The sequence below is a fragment of the Aureivirga sp. CE67 genome, from assembly GCF_015767245.1.
In the GTDB taxonomy this organism is placed as follows: domain Bacteria; phylum Bacteroidota; class Bacteroidia; order Flavobacteriales; family Flavobacteriaceae; genus Aureivirga.
This window is the reverse complement of record NZ_JADOTV010000013.1, coordinates 109,021-129,908: the sequence shown is the minus strand read 5'-3', so window position 1 is coordinate 129,908 and position 20,888 is coordinate 109,021. Positions and strand designations below refer to the sequence as shown.

At 26.7% G+C, this 20,888-nt stretch carries 22 protein-coding genes; 8 read left to right on the top strand and 14 right to left on the bottom strand.

Annotation, left to right across the window (positions count from 1 at the left end):
• Nucleotides 1–123: 123 nt before the first annotated feature.
• The 5 genes from I0K12_RS14965 to I0K12_RS14945 all read right to left on the bottom strand — a co-directional run bounded on the left by I0K12_RS14965 (nt 124) and on the right by I0K12_RS14945 (nt 4,902).
• Nucleotides 124–798, bottom strand: coding sequence for a hypothetical protein (locus I0K12_RS14965; RefSeq protein ID WP_196888944.1), 675 nt, complete (start codon nt 796–798; stop codon nt 124–126).
• 423 nt (nt 799–1,221) lie between these two features.
• Entirely contained in the window at nt 1,222–2,256 is a 1,035-nt protein-coding gene (locus tag I0K12_RS14960) for a hypothetical protein (protein WP_196888943.1), read from the bottom strand.
• Between the two features lie 213 nt (nt 2,257–2,469).
• Nucleotides 2,470–3,189, bottom strand: coding sequence for a suppressor of fused domain protein (locus I0K12_RS14955; RefSeq protein WP_196888942.1), 720 nt, complete (start codon nt 3,187–3,189; stop codon nt 2,470–2,472).
• Between the two features lie 15 nt (nt 3,190–3,204).
• Entirely contained in the window at nt 3,205–3,807 is a 603-nt protein-coding gene (locus I0K12_RS14950; RefSeq protein WP_196888941.1) for an HAD family hydrolase, read from the bottom strand.
• A gap of 75 nt (nt 3,808–3,882) precedes the next feature.
• Nucleotides 3,883–4,902, bottom strand: a complete 1,020-nt coding sequence (locus I0K12_RS14945; RefSeq protein WP_196888940.1) for an alpha/beta fold hydrolase — start codon at nt 4,900–4,902, stop codon at nt 3,883–3,885.
• Nucleotides 4,903–5,090: 188 nt separating this feature from the next.
• Between I0K12_RS14945 and I0K12_RS14940 the strand changes: the two genes are divergently transcribed.
• The 5 genes from I0K12_RS14940 to I0K12_RS14920 all read left to right on the top strand — a co-directional run bounded on the left by I0K12_RS14940 (nt 5,091) and on the right by I0K12_RS14920 (nt 10,643).
• Nucleotides 5,091–6,185: an OmpA family protein gene (locus I0K12_RS14940; protein WP_196888939.1), complete on the top strand. Its 1,095-nt coding sequence runs from the start codon at nt 5,091–5,093 to the stop codon at nt 6,183–6,185.
• Nucleotides 6,186–6,242: 57 nt separating this feature from the next.
• Entirely contained in the window at nt 6,243–7,337 is a 1,095-nt protein-coding gene (locus I0K12_RS14935) for an OmpA family protein (RefSeq protein WP_196888938.1), read from the top strand.
• A gap of 224 nt (nt 7,338–7,561) precedes the next feature.
• On the top strand, nt 7,562–8,446 hold the full coding sequence (locus I0K12_RS14930; protein ID WP_196888937.1) for an OmpA family protein: 885 nt from the start codon (nt 7,562–7,564) through the stop codon (nt 8,444–8,446).
• Nucleotides 8,447–8,593: 147 nt separating this feature from the next.
• Nucleotides 8,594–9,556: an amidohydrolase family protein gene (locus I0K12_RS14925; protein WP_196888936.1), complete on the top strand. Its 963-nt coding sequence runs from the start codon at nt 8,594–8,596 to the stop codon at nt 9,554–9,556.
• A gap of 82 nt (nt 9,557–9,638) precedes the next feature.
• Complete coding sequence (locus I0K12_RS14920; protein WP_231372776.1) at nt 9,639–10,643, top strand: 2-hydroxyacid dehydrogenase; 1,005 nt, start codon at nt 9,639–9,641, stop codon at nt 10,641–10,643.
• Nucleotides 10,644–11,580: 937 nt separating this feature from the next.
• On the opposite strand, the gene I0K12_RS14915 is transcribed toward I0K12_RS14920, so the two are convergent.
• The 6 genes from I0K12_RS14915 to I0K12_RS14890 form a co-directional block, all read right to left on the bottom strand.
• Nucleotides 11,581–12,714 (bottom strand): AAA family ATPase, encoded by a 1,134-nt coding sequence (locus I0K12_RS14915; RefSeq protein ID WP_196888935.1) that lies wholly within the window; start codon nt 12,712–12,714, stop codon nt 11,581–11,583.
• Nucleotides 12,711–13,511: an RNA ligase family protein gene (locus tag I0K12_RS14910; protein ID WP_196888934.1), complete on the bottom strand. Its 801-nt coding sequence runs from the start codon at nt 13,509–13,511 to the stop codon at nt 12,711–12,713. The genes I0K12_RS14915 and I0K12_RS14910 overlap by 4 nt, the downstream gene beginning before the upstream one ends.
• Before the next feature lie 216 nt (nt 13,512–13,727).
• A complete protein-coding gene (locus I0K12_RS14905; protein ID WP_196888933.1) occupies nt 13,728–14,567 on the bottom strand; it encodes a sterol desaturase family protein in 840 nt (279 codons plus the stop codon).
• A complete protein-coding gene (locus I0K12_RS14900; protein ID WP_196888932.1) occupies nt 14,567–14,974 on the bottom strand; it encodes a hypothetical protein in 408 nt (135 codons plus the stop codon). The genes I0K12_RS14905 and I0K12_RS14900 overlap by 1 nt, the downstream gene beginning before the upstream one ends.
• Before the next feature lie 11 nt (nt 14,975–14,985).
• Nucleotides 14,986–15,630 (bottom strand): hypothetical protein, encoded by a 645-nt coding sequence (locus tag I0K12_RS14895; RefSeq protein WP_196888931.1) that lies wholly within the window; start codon nt 15,628–15,630, stop codon nt 14,986–14,988.
• Complete coding sequence (locus tag I0K12_RS14890) at nt 15,599–15,991, bottom strand: MerR family transcriptional regulator (RefSeq protein ID WP_196888930.1); 393 nt, start codon at nt 15,989–15,991, stop codon at nt 15,599–15,601. Before I0K12_RS14890 ends, I0K12_RS14895 begins: the two co-directional genes overlap by 32 nt.
• A gap of 107 nt (nt 15,992–16,098) precedes the next feature.
• Between I0K12_RS14890 and I0K12_RS14885 the strand changes: the two genes are divergently transcribed.
• Genes I0K12_RS14885 through I0K12_RS14875 form a run of 3 tightly spaced genes read left to right on the top strand, consistent with a single transcriptional unit; the run spans nt 16,099 to nt 17,616 of the window.
• Nucleotides 16,099–16,623, top strand: a complete 525-nt coding sequence (locus I0K12_RS14885) for a YceI family protein (protein WP_196888929.1) — start codon at nt 16,099–16,101, stop codon at nt 16,621–16,623.
• The gene (locus I0K12_RS14880; RefSeq protein WP_196888928.1) at nt 16,623–16,997 is read left to right on the top strand and encodes a DoxX family protein; all 375 of its coding nucleotides are present in this window, start codon (nt 16,623–16,625) and stop codon (nt 16,995–16,997) included. Before I0K12_RS14885 ends, I0K12_RS14880 begins: the two co-directional genes overlap by 1 nt.
• Complete coding sequence (locus I0K12_RS14875; protein WP_196888927.1) at nt 16,978–17,616, top strand: hypothetical protein; 639 nt, start codon at nt 16,978–16,980, stop codon at nt 17,614–17,616. Before I0K12_RS14880 ends, I0K12_RS14875 begins: the two co-directional genes overlap by 20 nt.
• Nucleotides 17,617–17,677: 61 nt before the next feature.
• Here the strand turns inward: I0K12_RS14875 and I0K12_RS14870 are convergent, their stop codons facing one another.
• Genes I0K12_RS14870 through I0K12_RS14860 form a run of 3 tightly spaced genes read right to left on the bottom strand, consistent with a single transcriptional unit; the run spans nt 17,678 to nt 20,869 of the window.
• Nucleotides 17,678–19,885: a tetratricopeptide repeat protein gene (locus tag I0K12_RS14870; protein WP_196888926.1), complete on the bottom strand. Its 2,208-nt coding sequence runs from the start codon at nt 19,883–19,885 to the stop codon at nt 17,678–17,680.
• A gap of 26 nt (nt 19,886–19,911) precedes the next feature.
• Nucleotides 19,912–20,358, bottom strand: a complete 447-nt coding sequence (locus I0K12_RS14865) for an HAD family hydrolase (protein ID WP_196888925.1) — start codon at nt 20,356–20,358, stop codon at nt 19,912–19,914.
• A gap of 4 nt (nt 20,359–20,362) precedes the next feature.
• Nucleotides 20,363–20,869 carry a GNAT family N-acetyltransferase gene (locus I0K12_RS14860; RefSeq protein ID WP_196888924.1) on the bottom strand — a complete coding sequence of 169 codons (507 nt, stop codon included), beginning with the start codon at nt 20,867–20,869 and terminating at the stop codon, nt 20,363–20,365.
• Nucleotides 20,870–20,888: the final 19 nt, after the last annotated feature.

The following is a 20,888-nucleotide window of genomic DNA, read 5'->3' as shown; positions in this document are numbered from 1 at the left end:
CTTAATAATGAATTAAATTTGCTCAAGACTTCGGAGGTTTAGGATTATTTTTTGGTAGAAACAAAACTATAACCTTTTGAAGTCTTTTTTTATCTTATACAATTTTAATCGTGATAATGTTTATTAATTGACTTTAATAAAATTATTATTTCGTGCTTCAAAAATTTTCTCAGTTCCATCATAGGCTATTCTAGAGTATTTAACCAAACCTTTATGCTTTTCATAATAAGAAAATTGTGAAAAATCCAATTTTTCTTTTAACCATTCTGTATGAATATCTTTTACTTCGCTTAAAGATTCAACATGAAAAGTATCATGAAAAATCAGCTGATTGTTTTCTTCTTTTAAAAACCTTCTAGTTCGGTTTAATTGATAAATAACATCTTTATAAATAAATTCTCCACTATATGTACTCAGATTTTCTAAATCCCATTTTATTAAATCTTTTTTTTCAGGATATAATTTTATTAAATGAGGAACTTTAAATTCTCCAGTATCATCATATTTTATTAATGTATACGAAATTAGAGAAGAACCATTTTCGGTAATCTGTTCGGTAGTTTCGTCTATCAATTCTTTTTTAGAATTATACCTTTTGGTAATTATTTGGTTGTTTTCTTTATCTTGTACAATATTCCAAAGGTGAGAATCTTTACTGTCTATTGCTACAAATTCAATATTTTGTTCCTTCTGATATTGTTTGTTTAAATAAAACGATTTTGTGTCTATTTTCTTATTACATGAAATAAACTGAAAACAAATAAGAATACATATAAGTTTTAAGATCTTAATTTTCATAGTTTAATTTTTCTTAAAGATAAAAAGATTTATGGTAATTAATATAGTAGCTAAAAATAGTAACCCAAGACTCCTTGTAAGTTTACTATTTTGTTTATCATCAATAATATAAAAGATAAGTAGGGCGAAAATACATAGAATAGAATCTCCGATTAAACCTAATAAATAACCTTTTCCAGATTTCATTTCAAGAAAAATGAAACTGAAAAAAGAACAAATAATTATAAAAGTAATTTTAGTTATTTTAAAAATTATAGGTTGCTTCATTTTTAATTGTTGATTAAATAAACATTATCACGTTTGATTTTAAATATAAGGTATACAGATTTTTAATTTCCCCTCTCGAGAGGAGCTAGGGGTGTGTTATAAATTAAATTTACTTTTAAGGTTTTAAATGTGATAATGTCTATTAGAAAAGAAAAATCATTTCCAAATCTCCCACCATTTTTTAGTAGGCTCTTTTTCTTTAGAATTATTTGTTTCTGTGCCTTTAGTTTCCCCTTTTTTATTTGACGAAGCATCTAAAAGTAGTTCAATATGTTTCCATCCAAGTTCGGAAATTTCTCCTTTTCGGTTCAATATGTTTTTGTTAAAAAGAACTGAAATACCATCATTATTCATTTCTCTAGTCAGAAAAAAAGCAATAGCCTTATGATTTCTATACTCAAAGAATTCTTTAAGTTTTGAAGGTTCAAGTTTCAGTAAAGCTAGACCGAAAATTGCTTTAAGTTCTTCATCTTCCAAAGAATTTTTGATTTCTTCTTTAGTAAAAGTTTTCTTCTGGTTAATTTCATTTGCAAAATCAGGGTTGATCCATTCTTTTGTCCAATCTTCATCAATAGAGGATAGAGCAATACTGAAATAAGGTTCGTATTTATCAACTTCCTTTTGTGTAACAATTTTCTCAAAAATTTCTTCTTTTAAGTTTTCAGACTTAAAAAATGGGATTCTTTTTAGAGCTGCAAATCGGATATTTTGGTTTTCTTCTTCTAAAACACAATGTTTCAATAAAGGATAATATTTTACATCTTTAGTTTCTCCAAGATGCATGATCAATTTTATTTTATTATCTACATTTTGAATACCATTAAAAAAAGAAATCAGTTTTTCATCAGGAACTGTAATATTGAATTTTGAAACTAACTTCATGTTCGGAAGAATTAATTGCTCCATATATTCTTCTCCAACATTCGGATTGTTTTTCATTCTTTCAATCATAGAATTCGCATATGGATTTTTAGCATCAATCAGATGACTCTTTTTTACACATGAAAGTCCTATAGGATATAATTCATTTTTCTTTGTTTGAATAGAAATATGACACAAAGAATCTCCAAACCCATACCAGATCATAGAATTTTCTGGTTCCAATTCCAATCCTTGACTAAATAGGGCAGAAGCCATTAAATGATTTTTTTCAGTATAAAATACCAATGCAGCTTGTTCGTAATGATTCATTTTTAGATGTTTTTAAAATTTGAGTAATATTAGACATTATCAGGTTTGATTTTGTATAAAAGCATTCAGATTGTCAAGTTCCCCTCTTGAGAGGGGCTAGGGGTGTGTTTTAGATGATACAAAATTCCTTCATAAGATTTTAAACCTGATAATATCTATTAGATATTATCACTTTTTTGAACTTGAGAATGCTTATTTGAAATAGTTGAACTTTTAAAATAAACCAAAGAATTTTTTCTTTTTCACAGTCACAGGCCTGTAAATATCCACGATATCGCTTACCCGAAATTTATCAAAACCATCAAATAAAGCTTCTACACCTTTATGCATTTTTAATTCTAGTTCTTCGTTATAAAGTGGACAAAGTGCTAGAAAATGAATAGATTTATTTTCAAGTTCTAAAAGTTGAGCTTCTTGAGGAAATACAACTGAAGGTAGTAAAATCATGGAGCTGAAATTAGTGTTTTCGGCAAAAGGAGCAGCAGGTTCTCCATTAGGTATTGTGTGCCCAAACCAAAGCCATGTATTGTAAGCGTGTGGAAATCTCGCCAAATACTTAAGCCATTCTATAGGCCAATAGTTTTTTCTGTCTTTGAAGCTTTCTTCAGATACTTCCCAGTTTTCAGGTAAACATATACTCAATTCTAAATATTCACAACCTTCAACACCTTCTGGAGAATTCATTGGTTTATCACTCATTCCAGATGTGATGAATGTATGAAATGGTTTTTCTTTAGTTGGTTTTACCCAATGAATATCAATGTGTACAAATTCTGAAATAACTTCATGGAATACTTGATGTATTTCTCCAAAGTGTTTTTCTATATGAGCTGATATTTCTTCTATTGAAGAATCTCCAGAAGGTGCTACAAATTCTGGTGTTTCAAGATCATCATATCTATATATTGGTGCGCCTGATTCTGATTTTTTCATTATTAATAACGATATTTAGTTTTTTATTATTTCTCTCAAATTTATAATTTCAAAAGTCTCCTTGATTTTTCCTTTTCTGTTTATTTTTAAATAATTCCAATTCATGTTTTTTGCTCCCTGAATATCGCTTTTAAAAGAATCTCCCACCATTAATATTTCATTTTCTTTTTTTTCAGATTTAAATTCAACGATTTCAAAAATATTTTTTTCAGGTTTTAATTTTCCTTCTTCACAAGAAAACACAATACCATCAAAATAAACAGCAAGGTTCAATTTTTGTACAGCTTTTTTATAAGGTGAAGCTAAGTTTGAAATCAAATAAAGTTGATAATTTTCTTTTAAGCTTTCAAGAACTTCTATTGTTTCTTCATACAGTTCAATCGAATTCAATTCTTCTTCCAAAAGATAATTGTATTCAAAATAAAGCTGTTTGAAATCATTTGGTAAAATATGGAACAAATCTTCTATTTCATTTCGCATAATTATATCCAAATAATCCAAAAGTTCTAAATTAAATTTCGTTTTAGAATTTTTATACAAAACCATAAAGAACTTATGATTTTTCTTGATCTCAATTAGTGTATTGTATAAATCAAAAACAATGACCTTTGATTTCATTTTTTTTATTATAAATTATAGAATTTCTTAAAGATAAATAGTTTTAAAAATATTTCATGAAAAGTAAAAAGTACATTACTTAATTTCTTCAGCCATTAAAAGTATTTTCTTACTTATTTTATCCGCATTTTCTTTTTTGGTAATGATTGAACCGTGATTACTTTCCATAATAAATTGCTCACTGTTTGATGAAAGTTCTTTTAATTCTTTCTGCATTTCAAACCAAATTTGTACTTGCTTTTCAGGATCGATTCCTTCTTTTCTATACTTTTTTTTCTGAGCTTCTCTATACTGCTCTGTTGCCGTAAAAACCAAAACAGGTAAAGAATCTAAATCTCTAGATTGCCCAGCACGATAAAGAATTGTGTCATTGATAGCCATTTCTTTTAAAAATCTACGATAAACTTTTCCAGAATGAGCAGTCAATTCACGATTTCGCTTTTGACAATCTTCTGGTAAATCATCTTCTTTAGGTTTAAAACTTGAAATTTGACTATAAAGTCCTGTTAAACCAATATCTCCAAGAAAAGAAACACCTTTTAAGAAGCTAGCTTTATTTTTATCATACAATTCTTTTTGCGCTAATCTTTTCCATTGTTCAGGGTGACTTGCATCCAAGAAAATCATTCCCTTTACCTCATTCGGATATAAATCTCGGAATATTCTGTTGTAAGGTCCACCCATAGAATGACCAACTAAAATATAAGGAGGTTTTTCACCATTTTTTTCTAATAATTGATGTAGTTGTTTTGCATAAAATTCAGGAGTAATATTTTCTTCAGTTTCTTCACTAAATCCTTTTCCTTCTCTATCATAACGGATAATTCGTACTTCATTTTTTAGGTTTTCTGCAATCCAATGAAACATTTCAGTATCTCCACCAGCTCCAGATTCAAGAATAAGAGTTGGTAATTCATTTTTCTCTCCTTCCGCTCTGATATGAAGTTTAGTTCCATTTACATCTACTAATTTTCCTGGAGCAGTAGGTCCAGAACTAAATAGACGATAACTTAGTCCTGCTAGAACTAGTAATAGTATTATTATCCCTAAAAATTTACCTAACCATTTGAAGATTTTCATAGTAATTTTTATCATTTTTTTCATAATTCAAGTATAGTAGTAATACGTGTTTAAAGGTTTAAATAATTTTTGTTAAAATTACTGTATTACCGTAAATTATTCAAACTAAAAGATTTTTAAATTTTAAAAAATATAAGAATTGTGGTATTGAATGGTTTTAATATGATCAAAAAGAAATTTCATTATATTGCCCTAAAAAATAAATGAAATATAACACCTTATTATTTCTGTTATTATCAATAAATATTTTTGCACAAAATTTAGTTTTAAACCCAAGTTTTGAAGAAACAAAATCATGTGCAAATGATATAAGTACTTTTGAAAGACATATAAAAAAATGGTCAAAACCTTCTTTAAGTACTACCGATCTTTATAATTCATGTAGCAAATCAGATGTAGGAACACCGTATAATGCAATGGGATCTCAATTTCCAAAAAATGGAGAGAATTATGCAGGGATTATTTTATATGGGAAAGGAAATTATAGAGAATATGTTCAAGGAGAATTATCTGAACCACTAAAAAAAGATGCTGTTTATAATATCACATTTTATGTAAGTCTTGCCGAGAATTCACATTTTGCAATTAAAAATATGGATATTCTTTTTTCAAATCAAAAAATTTATATGGATACAAAGAAGAATATAAAAACTTCCTATTTGGATGCTATTGAAAGTTTAAAGTATTCATTAATATCTATTGATGGAAAAGAATATTTTAGAGGAAAAAGTAAATGGATGAAAATAAAAGCTTCTTATATAAGTAAGGGAGGTGAAAAATATTTTACAATTGGGAATTTTCGTAAAAATTCTAAAACAGATTATTTAAAAATGAGATCTTCTATAAAAGAAGAGCTTGCTTATTATTATCTAGATCATGTTAGTATTTCACCAAAATATCCAGAAAAAAAAGAAATCGAAATCATAACTCCAAAAGAAAAGGAAGTTTTTACAACTAATAAAACATATATTTTTGAGAATGTAACCTTTGAATATGATAGTTATGAACTTTCAAATGCTGCCAAAACTGAAATTGAAGAAGTCTATGTTTTTTTGAGAGACACAAAACAAGCAGTTATTAAAATCATGGGGCATACAGATAATATGGGAGGAGAAGATTTTAATCAAGAATTATCTGAAAATAGAGCAAAAGCTGTAGCAAATTATTTGATAGATCTTGGAATTTCAGAAGATAGGGTTTCTGCAAAAGGTTTCGGAGAAAAAGAGCCAGTTACTACAAATGACACAGAAGAAGGACGAGAACAAAATAGAAGAGTTGCTTTTGAGTTTATTAAATAATAAAATTAAACTTTATCTGTTTTAAAAGAGGCTGAAAATTAAAGAATAAAAAATCGAATGAAAAAATACATCTACATTTTCCTATTGTTTACATCAAACATTTTTGGTCAAAATTTAGTTTTAAATCCGAGTTTTGAAAAGACAAAATTTTGTAAGCAATATACTGCAGGATTTGATAGAACTATGGAGGATTGGTCTACAGCAACTTGGGGTTCAAGTGATGTATATAATCGTTGTCATAAAGGGCAAGTTGGAGTTCCAGAAAATGTTACAGGATTTCAAAATCCAAAACATGGTGATAATTATGTTGGTTTTCTAGCTTATTATAAAAAGAATCATCGAGAATATTTGCAAGGAAAATTATCAGAGCCGCTAGTGAAAGATTCTACTTATTATTTTTCTTTTTATACCAGTTTGGCTGAAAATTCAACGCATGCTGTCAAAAATCTAGATGTTTTGTTTACAGATAGAAAATTAAAGTTGCGAATTTTTAAACCAATAACTGTAAAAGATTTGGAGAAAGAACATAATCTTAGGTATAATTTGGTTTTGATTCATAATCAAGAATACTATAATGATAAGAAGAAATGGAGAGAGGTTAAACTTACTTACAAGGCTCTGGGAGGAGAACAATTTTTTACGATTGGAAATTTTTATAAAAACAAAAAAACGGATAACATAGAAACTCCTGAAGGAGTTGGTTCTTATAACGCTTATTATTATGTAGATGAGGTAAGTATTTTACCAAAATATCCGAAGAAAGAAAAAAAAGTGAAATTAATTCCAGAAGGAAAAGAAGTTTTTACTACGAATAAAACCTATATTTTCGAAAATGTAACTTTTGATTTTGATAGTTTTAAACTTACCGAAGCAGCAAAATCAGAAATTCAAGAAGTTTTTGATTATTTAAAAACTGATGAGCAATTGAGGATTAAAATCACAGGACATACAGATAATTTAGGAAAAGAAGATTTTAACCAAAAGCTATCAGAAAATAGAGCAAAAGCTGTAGCAAATTATTTGATGGAACTTGGAGTTTCAGAAGATAGAGTTTCTTCAAAAGGCTTAGGAGAAAAAGAACCAATAACTACAAATGATACAGAAGAAGGGCGTGAGCAAAATAGGAGAGTAGCTTTTGAGTTTATTAAATAATCAAAAATCAAAATGAAAAAAGAATATTTATTTTCCTATTATTTACATCAACTATTTTTGGGCAAAATTTAGTTTTAAATCCAAGTTTTGAAGAAACAAAATCATGTACGAATGTTATAGGTCATTTTCAAAGAAATATTATTAATTGGACCAAACCAACATCTACTTCTACAGATCTTTTTAATTCTTGTAATAAACAAAATGTTGGAACTCCTTATAATATCATGGAAGCTCAGTTTCCCGAACATGGAAAAAACTATGCTGGAGTTATATTGCATTCAGAAAATCATTATAGAGAATATATGCAAGGAGAATTGACGGAAACTCTACAAAAAGACACCATTTACAATGTTACATTTTATATTAGTCTTGCCGATAATTCTCATTTTGCAACGAAAAATATTGACATCCTTTTTACAAATAAAAAGTTTTTTTTGAAAACTAAAAGTATTATCAAGAAAAGATCTTTAGACGGAATTAAAAACTTAAAATATTCGTTGGTTTCTATTGAAAAAGAAGAATATTATACAGATAAAAATAGATGGATGAAAATTCAAACTTACTACAAAAGTAAAGGTGGAGAAAAATATTTTTCTATTGGGAATTTTCGAAAAGTCATGGATATAGATGTCATGAAAGTGAATTCTACTTTTAATGAATCATTTGCTTATTATTATATTGATCAAGTTAGTATTTCAAAAAAGGAAATTGAGAAAGAAGAAATAGAAATAATAATTCCAGAAGAAAAGGAAGTATTTACCATTAATAAAACCTATATTTTCAAAAATGTAACTTTTGATTTTGATAGCTTTAAACTTACCGAAGCAGCAAAGTTAGAAATTCAAGAAGTCTTTGATTATTTAAAAAATGATGAACATTTGAAAATTAAAATCACAGGACATACAGATAATTTAGGAAAAGAAGATTTTAACCAAAAACTTTCAGAGAATAGAGCAAAAGCTGTAGCAAATTATTTGATGGAACTTGGAGTTTCAGAAGATAGAGTTTCTGCAAAAGGTTTTGGAGAAAAAGAACCAATTACTACAAATGATACAGAAGAAGGACGAGAGCAAAATAGGAGAGTAGCTTTTGAGTTTATTGAAAAATAACATAAAATTTCTTTAGTCATTTTATTCAATGTGTAAGTTTCTCTATTGAGAAAGATAGATACATAGTTCTTTATTTTTATGAAATAATTTTTAAAAAAAGCTTTTGAAAATCATTAATTTAAAAGAAAGGTTTTAATTGATGGTTTCATGAAAAAAACAATTTTACTTTTCGTTATTTTCTTTAGTTTTTATGCAAATGCACAGAATTATTCTATAATTGACAGTCATTTACATTTTCTAGATTTTACACAAGATACAGATGGATTTCCACGAGTTATTCAAGCAATGGATTCTGCAAATGTAGAAAAAGCAATTGTTTTTGGAATGCCTATGGTAAAAATGTGGTCTGAAAACGATCCGATTCGTCCAGAATATTATTTAAATACAGATTCACGAGCTTATTATTATTCTGCAACGGATTTTCTTCTTGCAGAAAGACTTTTGAGAGAAAATGAAGAAACACAAAAGCGATTTTATCCTTTTATTTCAGGTATAAATCCTTTGGATTTGAATTCGGCTCAATTCATAGAAACTTTGTTGGAGCTTTATCCTAATTTTTGGAAAGGAATTGGAGAAATCATTTCACGACACGATGATTTGACAGCTTTTCTTTATGGGGAATTTCCTAGAGCAAATCATCCAGCTTTGATGAAAGTTTACCAACTCGCAGCAAAACACGATTTACCAATTTTGATACATCATGATATCACTTCTGTTTCTTACAACAATCCAATTTACTTAAAAGAGTTTGAAGATGCTGTTTATAGAAATCCTAAAACGATTTTTATTTGGGCACATGCAGGAACTTCTCGACGAATTGGAATTGATAAACATATTTTGACTTTAAAAAGATTATTGAACGAATATCCGAATCTTTTTATTGATATTTCTTGGGTTTTGTTCGATGAACATATTAAAATGGACATGGATAATTGGGTAAGTTTTATTGAAGAATTTCCAGACAGATTTTCTTTGGGTTCAGATAATGTTGCAAATACGAAAACTTATGTAAAAGATGTGTCGAAATACCAACCACTTTTGAAAAGATTAAAACCGAAAACTAGAGAATTAGTTAGTAAAGGAAATATTGAAAGAATTTTAGAAGAATAAATTTAAAAGATAAGTTAAAGTGTTTTAAAATCAATTATTTAAGTTTTAAATTTCAATTAGTTTTCGATAAAAATATTTGATGATGGATAGAAAGATAAAAGTGACAGTTTTCAATACCAAAAATTGGGTTTTTGATTCTTTTTTACAAATGAATAAAGAATTCGAATTTGAGTTGGATTTTCAAGAAACAAGACTGTATTCCAAAACAGCTTCTCTAGCAAGAGGAAGTGATGCTGTTTGTGTTTTTGTAAATGATGATGTAAACAAAGAAGTGGTCGAAATTCTTCATGATGAAGGAGTGAAGTTAATTGCTTTGCGTTGTGCCGGATTTAATAATGTTGCTCTAGATAAAGCAAAAGAACTCGGAATGGAAGTTGTTCGTGTGCCTGCATATTCGCCATATGCTGTAGCAGAACATACTTTAGGTCTGATTTTGAGTTTGAATAGAAAATTTCATAAAGCACACCCGAGAGTTAGAGAAGGAAATTTTTCATTAGATAATTTATTAGGTTTTGATATTCATGAGAAAGTAATTGGTGTTATAGGCGCTGGAAAAATTGGACAAACATTTATCAATATGATGTCAGGATTTGGTTGTAAAATTTTGATTTATGATAAATACGAAAATCAAGAAATGAAAGATTTAGGAGCAGAATATGTTTCCTTAGAAGAACTATATGGAAAAAGTGATATTATCAGCCTTCATTGTCCTTTGACTAAAGATACTTTTCATATGATTGATGAAAATGCGATTGATCAAATGAAAAGACATGTGATGATTATCAATACAAGTCGTGGAAAATTGATTGATACGGATGCTGTGATTAAAGGTTTGAAATCTAAGAAAATTGGTTATTTAGGATTAGATGTTTACGAAGAAGAAGAAGCTTTGTTTTTCGAAGATTTAAGCGAAACAATTATTCATGATGATCAATTTGTTCGTCTACAAACTTTTCCAAATGTTTTGATTACCGCACATCAAGCTTTTTTTACGAAAGAAGCTGTGATGAATATAGCAGAAACTACTTTTGAAAATATTAAAAATTATTTTATCCATGGAAGAGCGGATAATACGGTTTTGTTTTAGGTAGAAAATCGAAAATAATTAAAATAAACCCAGAAAACAAATCCTGGGTTTTTTAATTTATTCTTTAACCAAAAATTCCAAAACTTCACATTCTTCAAAACTTGGAATTTCAACTTTAGAAATCATTTTCTCCAAAACAGTTTCTGGAATTGGGTATTCTCTATTTTTATTTTGGTTTAAAAGTGTTTTATATGGAACCTCTACATAAATTATTCGAACTTTTGCTCTATAATCTTTAAATAATGAAATTCATTTTCTCAAGATCGTCCTTGAATAAACAATGAAAGACACTAGTAATCGACTACATCAGGTACCGTACCGATTGCTCAAAAAAACAGCTTTGTACTTTCTTAATTTAGAATATTTTTTTATGTTAAAATATTATAGTAGTATTGTTGCATGGCACTCGAAAAATTCGAGCGCTAGCTGGGAAAGTTGGAATTGTACTAATTGTAATGATCAAAAAGATAAATAATTATGAATAAGATAAGTAGATTGTTTTTATCATATTTTAGCTTAATAATATTTTTTATTATACATACAATAATTACAGAATCTGGAGATTCAAATGTTATATTTTTCATGATAGGTATCTCTTTAGGTATTTCTGTATTATTATATATTTATAATATAATTTTGGTTTACTTGTTTTTTAATATTTTCAATATTAAAAATATAATTACTTTTATTTTTCCAGTATTTATTGAAATCTGCCTATATAAACAGTTGGATTATTTATTTAATGAATTAGATTATTTTATAAGATATTTTACTATTAAATTAATAATTTTTACACTAATGATTAATTTACTGGTTTATAAATATTTTAAACAAAAAGTATAAATAATCTCACCTTAATATCTGTTTTCTTTTCATGAAATAAAGAAATAGAAATTTTAGAAAAGCTGTTTCATAAACATGAAACAGCTTTAATTTTTCAAGTATTAAACACTACAACTTCACATTCTTCAAAACTTGGAATTTCAACTTTAGAAATCATTTTCTCCAAAACAGTTTCTGGAATTGGATATTCTCTATTTTTGTTTTGGTTTAAAAGTGTTTTATATGGAACTTCTAAATAGATTATTCGAACTTTTGCTCTATAATCTTTAAATAATGAAATCCATTTTCCACGCATATCTTTTGTCAAATTTGTTGCATTAAAAACAAAATTTTCTTTCTTTCTCAAATATTGTTTCGCTTGTTCTTTTCCTTCTTGAATTACCCAACCATTTTTCTTTTTATCTGTTGGAGAAATCTTATTTTTTCTACGAATTTCATCTAAAGAAAGCATCGGAATATCTTTAAAAATCTTATTTACAAAATAATCTTTTCCACTTCCAGGAAGAGCAGATAGCATAATCACTTCAAATTCAGATTCTTCAAAAGGAACAAAATCTGGAAAACTATTTTCTTTATTCAAATAAAAATATCTTGCAAAATCTGTTTCAAAATCTTTCGATTTTCCATAACATTTATTTTCTAAACATAATTCTTTGAATAAATCTATTTTTAAAAGCAGTTCTTCTTTATCTGAACAAATTCTGCCTAAAACATCTGCTTTTGCAAGAATTTCCAAGAGTTTTGTATTGACTTCTAAACTTACTTTAATCAAAGATTTTTGAACATTTTCCTTTTCAATTGCCCAAATTGGAAAACCATGATATCGAACTAATTTTGCTATTTGTTCTCTAATTTTAAAAGAAATCGCAAAATCTTTATACAAAATAGTTCTAGCTGTAAATTCTCCTTTTTTAGCATGATTTGGAGAAATAATTCGTTCTTTTCCATCTATAACTTCAGTCGTAGTTGTCGAACGTTTTTCAATATCATGCATCAAAGTAGCTGTAACCAAAATATGTTTTTCATTCTCATTTAATTGCGAAAATTCTCTTAATGAAAAAAGAGCTTCCACTACCATTTTTGTATGAATCATTACATTTCCTTCTCCATGCCAAATTACATCTTGAGGAACATTTTTCATTTCTGCAAACCAAGAAAACTCATTTTCTATTTTTTGCCAATCTACAGAATTATTTTCTGCATTGTAATATGGGAGTCTCCAGTTCATTTTTTTGTTAAATAAGAAAAGTTAAACCATTTGTATTTTTCATAATTCACCAGACTTGCTGGTTTCCAGTTTTTAATCCAATGCACATCAGTTTTCACATGTGCAGGACGAACCAGTTTACACAAACTATCAAATTCGTTAGGAGCAACAGGTAAAATTCCATTATTCGTTTTGAAAGCATTTGCATTTCGAATCACAAAACCTTCAGAACATGGCTTTTCATTTTCAGGATTAAATCCTCCTAATTTTCCAGAAGTATTTGTATAATCTACCCAAGACATTTCAAGATTTTCAGTTAACCAAGTATCAAAAATCTCATTTTCATCTTTATTTCCTTGATAAAAATCTTTTAGAGTTTTTTCCATTTGAATTTCTGGAACCGTTGGAAAATCTAACATTGCGGCGTAAAATTTTACTTCTTCCCAAGAAAGCCAAATACCATTTTCACGAACAGCAAAAACATAGAAATAAGATTCTAATTTGGAATAAGCAATAGAATGAATTCCATACATATTTTCGCCAAAAATCTCTAAATTTCCCAAATCATTTTTCAATAATTCCCAACGATCTTTCAATGGTTTATCCCAAGGAAGTTGACTTGGAGCAGCGTGAGAACGTGCAAAAACTCCATGTTTATTAAGACAATTATTTTGTCCATCTAATTTTTCGGTTACAACTAAATTTTGGAATTGGCTAAAAACTTTGACATAACCATTTGGCATAAATCGATCATCAGAAGTAGTTCCAAGACTGATTTGCGCATGTAAACTTCTACAATATTTTTTTGAAATCGACATTTCTTTTTAAATAAATACATCCAAAACAAAATCGAAATTGAATTTGTTTAAAATGTTGTTAGTAATAAATTATTTGAATTCGATTGTATAGTTGAAGTAAGGGTAAATGAAAACTACTTTCCTTTAAAAAAGAAAGTTTTATAGTATATAATTTTCACTATACAATCTTATGAAGAAATGTAGAAGATTACATTTTTTTAAGTTTAAAAGGTTTTTTTATTTTTTTTCAAAATTAAGAAAAAAAGATTTAAAGTATTTTTTAAAGTTAAAAAAATAGTTTCCGAATTTTTTAGGAAGTATAGGAACGAGCATTTGTCCAAGATAATTTTTTGGGAATTTTTCATGAATTCCAAATTTTTCAGGTTCTTTACCTGGGCAAACATAAGTTCCGAAAAAAATATCCATCAAAGGTGAGATATTCGCATAATTACCAACATCTCTATCCAAATAATGATGCCAATGATGTAATTCTGGAGAACCTATTATTTTTTTCAAAAAACCAATATTTAGTCGAACGTTTGAATGAATATAAATTGCCCAAATACCTCGAAAAGCAATCACTCCAGCAATCGATTCTAAAGAAAACCCCATGATAAAAGCAGGTAAATTTATAATTCCGATAGTGTATAAAGAATCTAAAGGATGCTCTCTATGTGAAGCCAACCAATCCATGTGTTCTGAAGTATGATGAACTTTATGAAATCTCCAAAGAAAGTCAACTTTATGTTGTAAACGATGTGCCCAATAAATAAAAAAATCACTAAAAAATAAAACTTCAAAAATCTGTAAGAAAATAGGTTGAGATTTTATCATGTTTTGAAATGAAATTGGAATAACTCCAGAAAAAAAATCGTTGAAATAACTTAAAGCTCCATAAACTAAACCTCCCCAAATTAAATATTGTCCAAGAAAAAAACATAAATCTAAAAACCAATCTGGTCTGAAAAATTTTTGATTCTTTTTAGCAGGAAAAACTTTCTCCATAGGAACAAAAACTAGAATTAAAAACAAGAAACTTAATACAGGAGCAGCAATGATTATGAGGAAATCTTTCATTATTTTTTATTTAAAGAATCTTTTATGTTAATTGAATTCAAAATCAAACTATCTAATTCTTTTTTAAGATTTTCATCTAAAATAATCGCTGTTTTAGAACTAGATAAAAACTCTTTTGGAAAATTTATAGTATTATTTTCTTGAGCAGAATCTTTTTTATCAGATGTTTTAATATCATCTTCATCAAAAACCATCATTACTTTAGAGCTTCTTAAATAATTATTTTTATCCTTTTTTGACAGAGGAATATATTTTAGAGTATCTGATGTTTGTTGTGGTTGTTTACCTCCATTTGGACTTCCTAAAAACGTCGAAATATTTATAATTCTTGCTTGATATAAGATGAACAATGTTATTAAACTAAAGAATATTGATAATGTAAAAATCTTAAGTAATGTTTTTTTCATAATTTTAATTTTTAAGGAAAATCCTCTTTATTTTTAGAAACGTAATTTAACATATTTTCATATAATTTTTCTTTTTCATTTTGAAAAAAATTATCATCAGTTGATTCTTTTGCATTTTCTAGAAAATTTGCTAATTCTTCACAATGAAAAATATTTCTGATTCTTTCAATTTGTTGTTTTAGTAAATATAAAGCTGATGAAAAAGTTTCCCATTCTTCATATTCAATTGCTTCATTCACAGATAAAATGTTTTGAATCTTTAAGTCTAACTTTTCTATTTTTTCTTTCTTTAACCAATAATCTCTTTTCAAATCATATTTTATTTCCACAACAGAACAAATCAAACTAACTTTATCTGAATTAGAAATTTTTCTTCTTAAAATCAATTCTGTTTTAGTAAAATGTTCTTTTTCATAATTTTTAATTGCTTTGTTAATCTCAAAATTATTTTCGTTTAAATATTTTTCAGCAATTGTACTTTCAATATTTAAATTTTTAGTTAAAATTTCAATTTGATTTTCTTTAAAATTCTGAATGACCAATTCGATATTTCCTTCATATTTTTCCAATAATTTTTTAGCAAAAGAAATACTTATTGGAATTTGTTTTTTTAGTTTTCTTAAATCATTTAGGTTCAATTCTTTTTTTGATTTCATCTCCTTCATTTTTACATTGATTTTCTGAATTTAAAAATCCTTCAAAAGTTGTTTTCAAAGCTTTTAATTCTTTTATTTTCTGATCCAATTCTTCAATTTTTTGTTTTAGAAATTTATGATGAAAATCTGGATCTTCATTTGATTCAATATTATCGATTATCTCTTTACACTCTTGCAATTTCAATCCATGTTTTTTCATCTTTAAAACCAGTTTCACTCGCTCTACATTTTCATCGCCATATTCTTTGTAATTGTTATATTCATAAGGTTGAGAAACATTTTTTACCAATCCCATTTTCTCATATAATCTTATCGTATCCCTTGTTACTCCTGTCTTTTTAGCTAATTCTCCTACTTTCATAAAATGTTAAAATTTAAATTAATTAAAAATTTCTTGTAAAAACATTTGACTATTGACTATAGACCATGGTTTATCTTTGCAAAAGTAAATTAAAAAAACAGAAAATTATGAGACTATTTTTAATCTTAACATTCTTTTTAGGAATTCAGAATTCTATTTTTTCACAACAAATAGATACTAATAAATCTAAAATGCAATTTGAAATTTCAAATATGGGTGGGCTTAAAACTGTAGAAGGAAATTTTTCAGAGATTTCAGGAGAAATCATTACAGAAATAGGAACTTTAGTTAAAATTGACTTTTGTTTAAATGCTAGTTCTATAAACACTGAAAATAAGAAAAGAGATAAACATCTGAAAAATCAAGATTTTTTTGAAGTAGAGAAATATCCAAATATTTGTTTTACTTCAACTTCTATTATAAAACAAGAGAATTCTTATTTAGTGAAAGGAAATTTGACTATTAAAAATATTACAAAACAAATCGAAATTCTAGTTTCATTTGACGGAAAAACCCTTGAAAATACGGATGATTTTATTTTAAAAAGATATGATTTTGGAGTTGGTTCTAAAGGAGGTTTTATGGTTGGGAAAGAAGTGAAATTTACGAACATTGAAATACATTTAAACTAATGAAAAAGACAAAAATATTTTATTGGATATTTACAATTTTATTCTCGTTATCCATTTTAGCTGGAGCATTTCTATATTTTTTTCAACACAATTATGCAGTTCAGAATTTTGAGCGATTAGGGTTTCCTTCTTATTTGGTTTATCCTTTAGGAACTTCAAAAGTTTTAGGAATTATTTCTATTCTTCAAAAGAAAAGTCCGATTCTTAAAAACTGGGCTTACGCTGGATTTACACTTAATTTAGCTCTTGCTTTTTTAGCTCATTTCATGGCAAATGATGGAGAGTCATTTGGACCAATTTTCGTTTTAGTTTTAATGTTCTTAAGTTATTTTTTCAATTTTAAATTAGAAAAAGATGGAGAAGAAAGTTTATAGAATTACTTATTTGAAAATAAAAGATAAAAGGAGTTTTTTTGAGTTCAGGAAACAATTGAAAAAACAAAGAAAACAATTACTTCCTGATTTAAATTTCGCACTTTTTGAATCGTTTTTTTCATTTCCTAAGAAGAATGCTGTGAATGCTTTTGTAGAAATAATGGAATGGAAGAATATGTCGGAATATGAAAAATCTAAGATTCATTTAGATAGAATTTCTTTGAATCTGAATGAAAGCGATTTTTTGGAAATTGAAGAAGATTTTATTCTTGAAACAGAAAAAGGAGAGGCGTTTTCTATTGTAAATTTAAAAGAAGAAAACTTAGTTGTAGAATTTGCTTCAAGAACTATAAAAGAGAAAAAGAAAAAGATTTTTTCTGCAAAAAAAGAAGAGTTTCTATCTTTTTTTAGAAAACAACAAGGATATTATATCGATCAAGAATTTAAAGAAATTACAAAAGATATCAATGTTTTATTTTTTGTTTGGAAATCACAAACTGATTTTGAAAATGCAGGAAATAAAGTAAAAAAATCTTTGAAGTTGATTTTTAAAGTCTTTAAGTATTTTTCATTAATAAAGCAAAAAGCTTTTCAAGTTGGAAAATATCTTCGAGAGTAGTAACGAAAAAAGCTATGTTTAAAAAACATAGCTTTTTGAAATTTTATAAATGTAAAATCAATTAAATTTTCTTTTTACATTGCTCAATTTTTAATTGAGTATTTTCAGTTTTGATATTTTCGTTCTTAAAAATGGATTTGTAAATCGTATCAGATTTTTCGAAAAATTCTAATGCTTCCGAATATTTTTTCTCTTTAAAGGCAATTTCTCCAAGACCAAAATAGTTGTCTGCAATTAAATCATGATTTTCAGAAAGTATATTTTTTATGATTTCAGTAGATTTTGCAAACATATCTTTTGCATTGTTATTGTTTCCTTTTTTGAATTCTAGACTTGCCTGATTATGTAAAATAGTTGCAAAATGGAAATTGTTTTGTCCGATTTTATTTTCAATAATTTGTTTAGAATTTTCAAAAAGAGTTTCTGCTTGTTTTAATTTATTTCTTTCAAATTTCAACAAACCAAGACCGTTTAACGTATTACTAAAACTTAAATTTTCTTTTAATTGAAAAAGTGTATCATTTGAATAACTTAACTCATATAATTCTTTTGACTTTTTTAATTTTCCTATCGTATAATTTACATAAGCTTCATTTTGAGCGAAACTTGTGTAATAAGGATTATTTTTTTCCCCTAATTGTTCAAAAGCCTCAGAAGATGCTTTCTCTGCATATTCTAAAGAGGAAGTATAATCTCCCAGCTTTAAATTTGTTTCCGATAAATTTTTATAAAGAACAGCATATTTGAAAGAACTATATTCTGTATTATCAGAAGCAATCCTAAACTCTTGAAGAGCTTTATCATATTTAGCTTGCGCTATATAAACTTCACCAAGTTGTTTATGAAAATCGTAATAATATTCATTTTTTTCTTCTGAAATTTTATCGTTTATTTCCAATCCTTTTTTACAGTTTTTTTCAATAATATCAAAATTTGAAAGTGAAAATTCTACAGTATTCAAACCTCGTAAAGCAGATAAATAATTAAAGTTTTCCCCATTATTTTCTTCAAAAGAAGATTTACAAAGAGTTTTAAATATTTCCTTTGCTTTTTTATATTTTCCTAAATGATTTAAATTATACCCATAACTTGATAAAGAATTTAAATAAGAACTTGATTTATTAAAATATTCATTTTCAAAAGCTTTTTTGTAATAAGAATCTGCTTCTAGAAATTTTCCTTCAGATTGAAAAATTCGTGCTATTTCTGATTGTGCCTCTGAAATATCATTTGCTTTAATGTAAAACTCTTCTTCTGGTTTTTCTTGATTATTATAAGTAGTTGTATCTTTTTTAATCAAATCAATTTCAGTAGCTAAATAATTTTTAGCATCCTGATTATAACCTCTTTCACTCAGTGATATAGACCAAGCATGTAATATTCTTGTATAAGAAAGACCTTTATAAGAGTTTTCTAAAGAATTCAAACAATCTATAAATAAAGAATCTGATATTTCATATTGTTTTTCTAATTTTAAAACCTGAGCTTCAAAAGATTGAATGATATATTTTTTTTCACTCTCACTACCATATGATTTTGAGATATGATAATATGTTTTTGGAAAATATTTTAATTTATGAGATTGATCTTTTGCTTTAATATCTTTAAGAATTAAAGATTTATACCCTTTATATACAAGAGAATGTGCATAACCCCATGGTATAGTATCATTTGGTGACCCAATAGAATCTGACTTTATAGCCAACTCACCATAATGAATTGCTTTTTCAAATTCATTTTTTCTGTAAAATTCTTTAGCCTTGTCAATATAAACTTTTCTTAAACCTCTATTTTTAAGTTCTTCTACATCTTTATTAATGTAAATATTGATTAAATGTAGAGGAGTTAAACTCAAGACGATTAATAATAATATTAACGAGGAAGATCGATACCAAAGTTTTTTAATGAAATTTATTTTCTCTGAATTTTCTTCATTATTCTTTCGACTTTTTCTCCAGTTGTAAGATAAAAAAACAAAAAGTAAAAAATTTGGAATCATTAATGAAAATGCCACGAATTCAGTGAGATTCCTTATTACAGAAGAAAAAGAAAGAACTCCAAATCCTATTGCAATTCCACTATAAACAGCAATTAATGTCGATTTTTTTCCAAAAGCTTTTGATTTGTAAATTTTAAACCCAAAAATGCTGAGTAAAATAAAAACTAAAAAATTGATTAAGTAGAAAAAGAAATACTGACTGAAATCAATAATTTTACTTAAATAAAGAAGGATTAATGAAATTATAAGAATTTTTTCTAATTTATGCATTTGTTTTTTCGTCAAATATAATAAAATTAGAATTTAATATTTGTGTAAATTTTCTCAATCCAATCCAGATTGTTCTTAGTAATAATAATGGTTTTAAAACCATATTTTTCTCCTTCTATTTCCATTCCTTTTGCATCATCAATATGAAAATCTATTTTAAAACTAGGAGGGTGTTTTGAAGCAGAAATTTTGTTTTTACTTAAAGTTTTTTGATTTTCCTTTTCATTAATTATAAAATCAAGAGGAATTCCATAGGAGCGAAACTGCAATCTAATTTTCCATTTCTTTCGATAAGAAGTTGTGTACACTCCAAGTTGATGATTTTCTTTTCTTAAAGATTCAAAAAGCTGTTTTGTGTTTTTTCTTAAAGGTTCGATTTTTAAAATTTTTTGAAGAAATGTTCTTTTTTCCGTTTCAAAATCATTTATGTTATATGGAATTAAAGTGTCATCTAAATCAAAAGATATTTTCATTTTTTTAAATCAATAATTGATATTCTATTTCTAAACAGTTTTCAAATTCATTGAGAATTGAAGCTATTGGTATAAATTGCAATTTTTCAACCATTCGAATCGAAGCGATATTTCTTGAGTCAATTTTCGCAATAATATTTTTACAATCTAATGCTTTTAGAAAATCAATTTTTCCTTTTAGATATTCACTCCCATATCCATTATTCCAAAAGCTTGAAAAGAAAACATAACCAATTTCTATACTCAAATTTGGATGATTCCAAGTATAACAACTTCCTATAAACGCTGCATCTTTTTTTCTTTCTAAACCATAAATTCTGATTTTTCCATTTTCTAGAGAACCATTTTTTATGATTTCTTTAAATTCTGAACAGATTTCATTTTTGGTAAAAAAAACACTAGAAAGATATTTAATTACCTGATTATCTGTGAAAAGCTTGTGGTAGCTTTCAAAATCTTTCGGGGTTAATTTTCGAATCAGCAAGCGTTCTGTTTCAAAAATTAAATTCATATCGTTTTTCGTCTAAAAT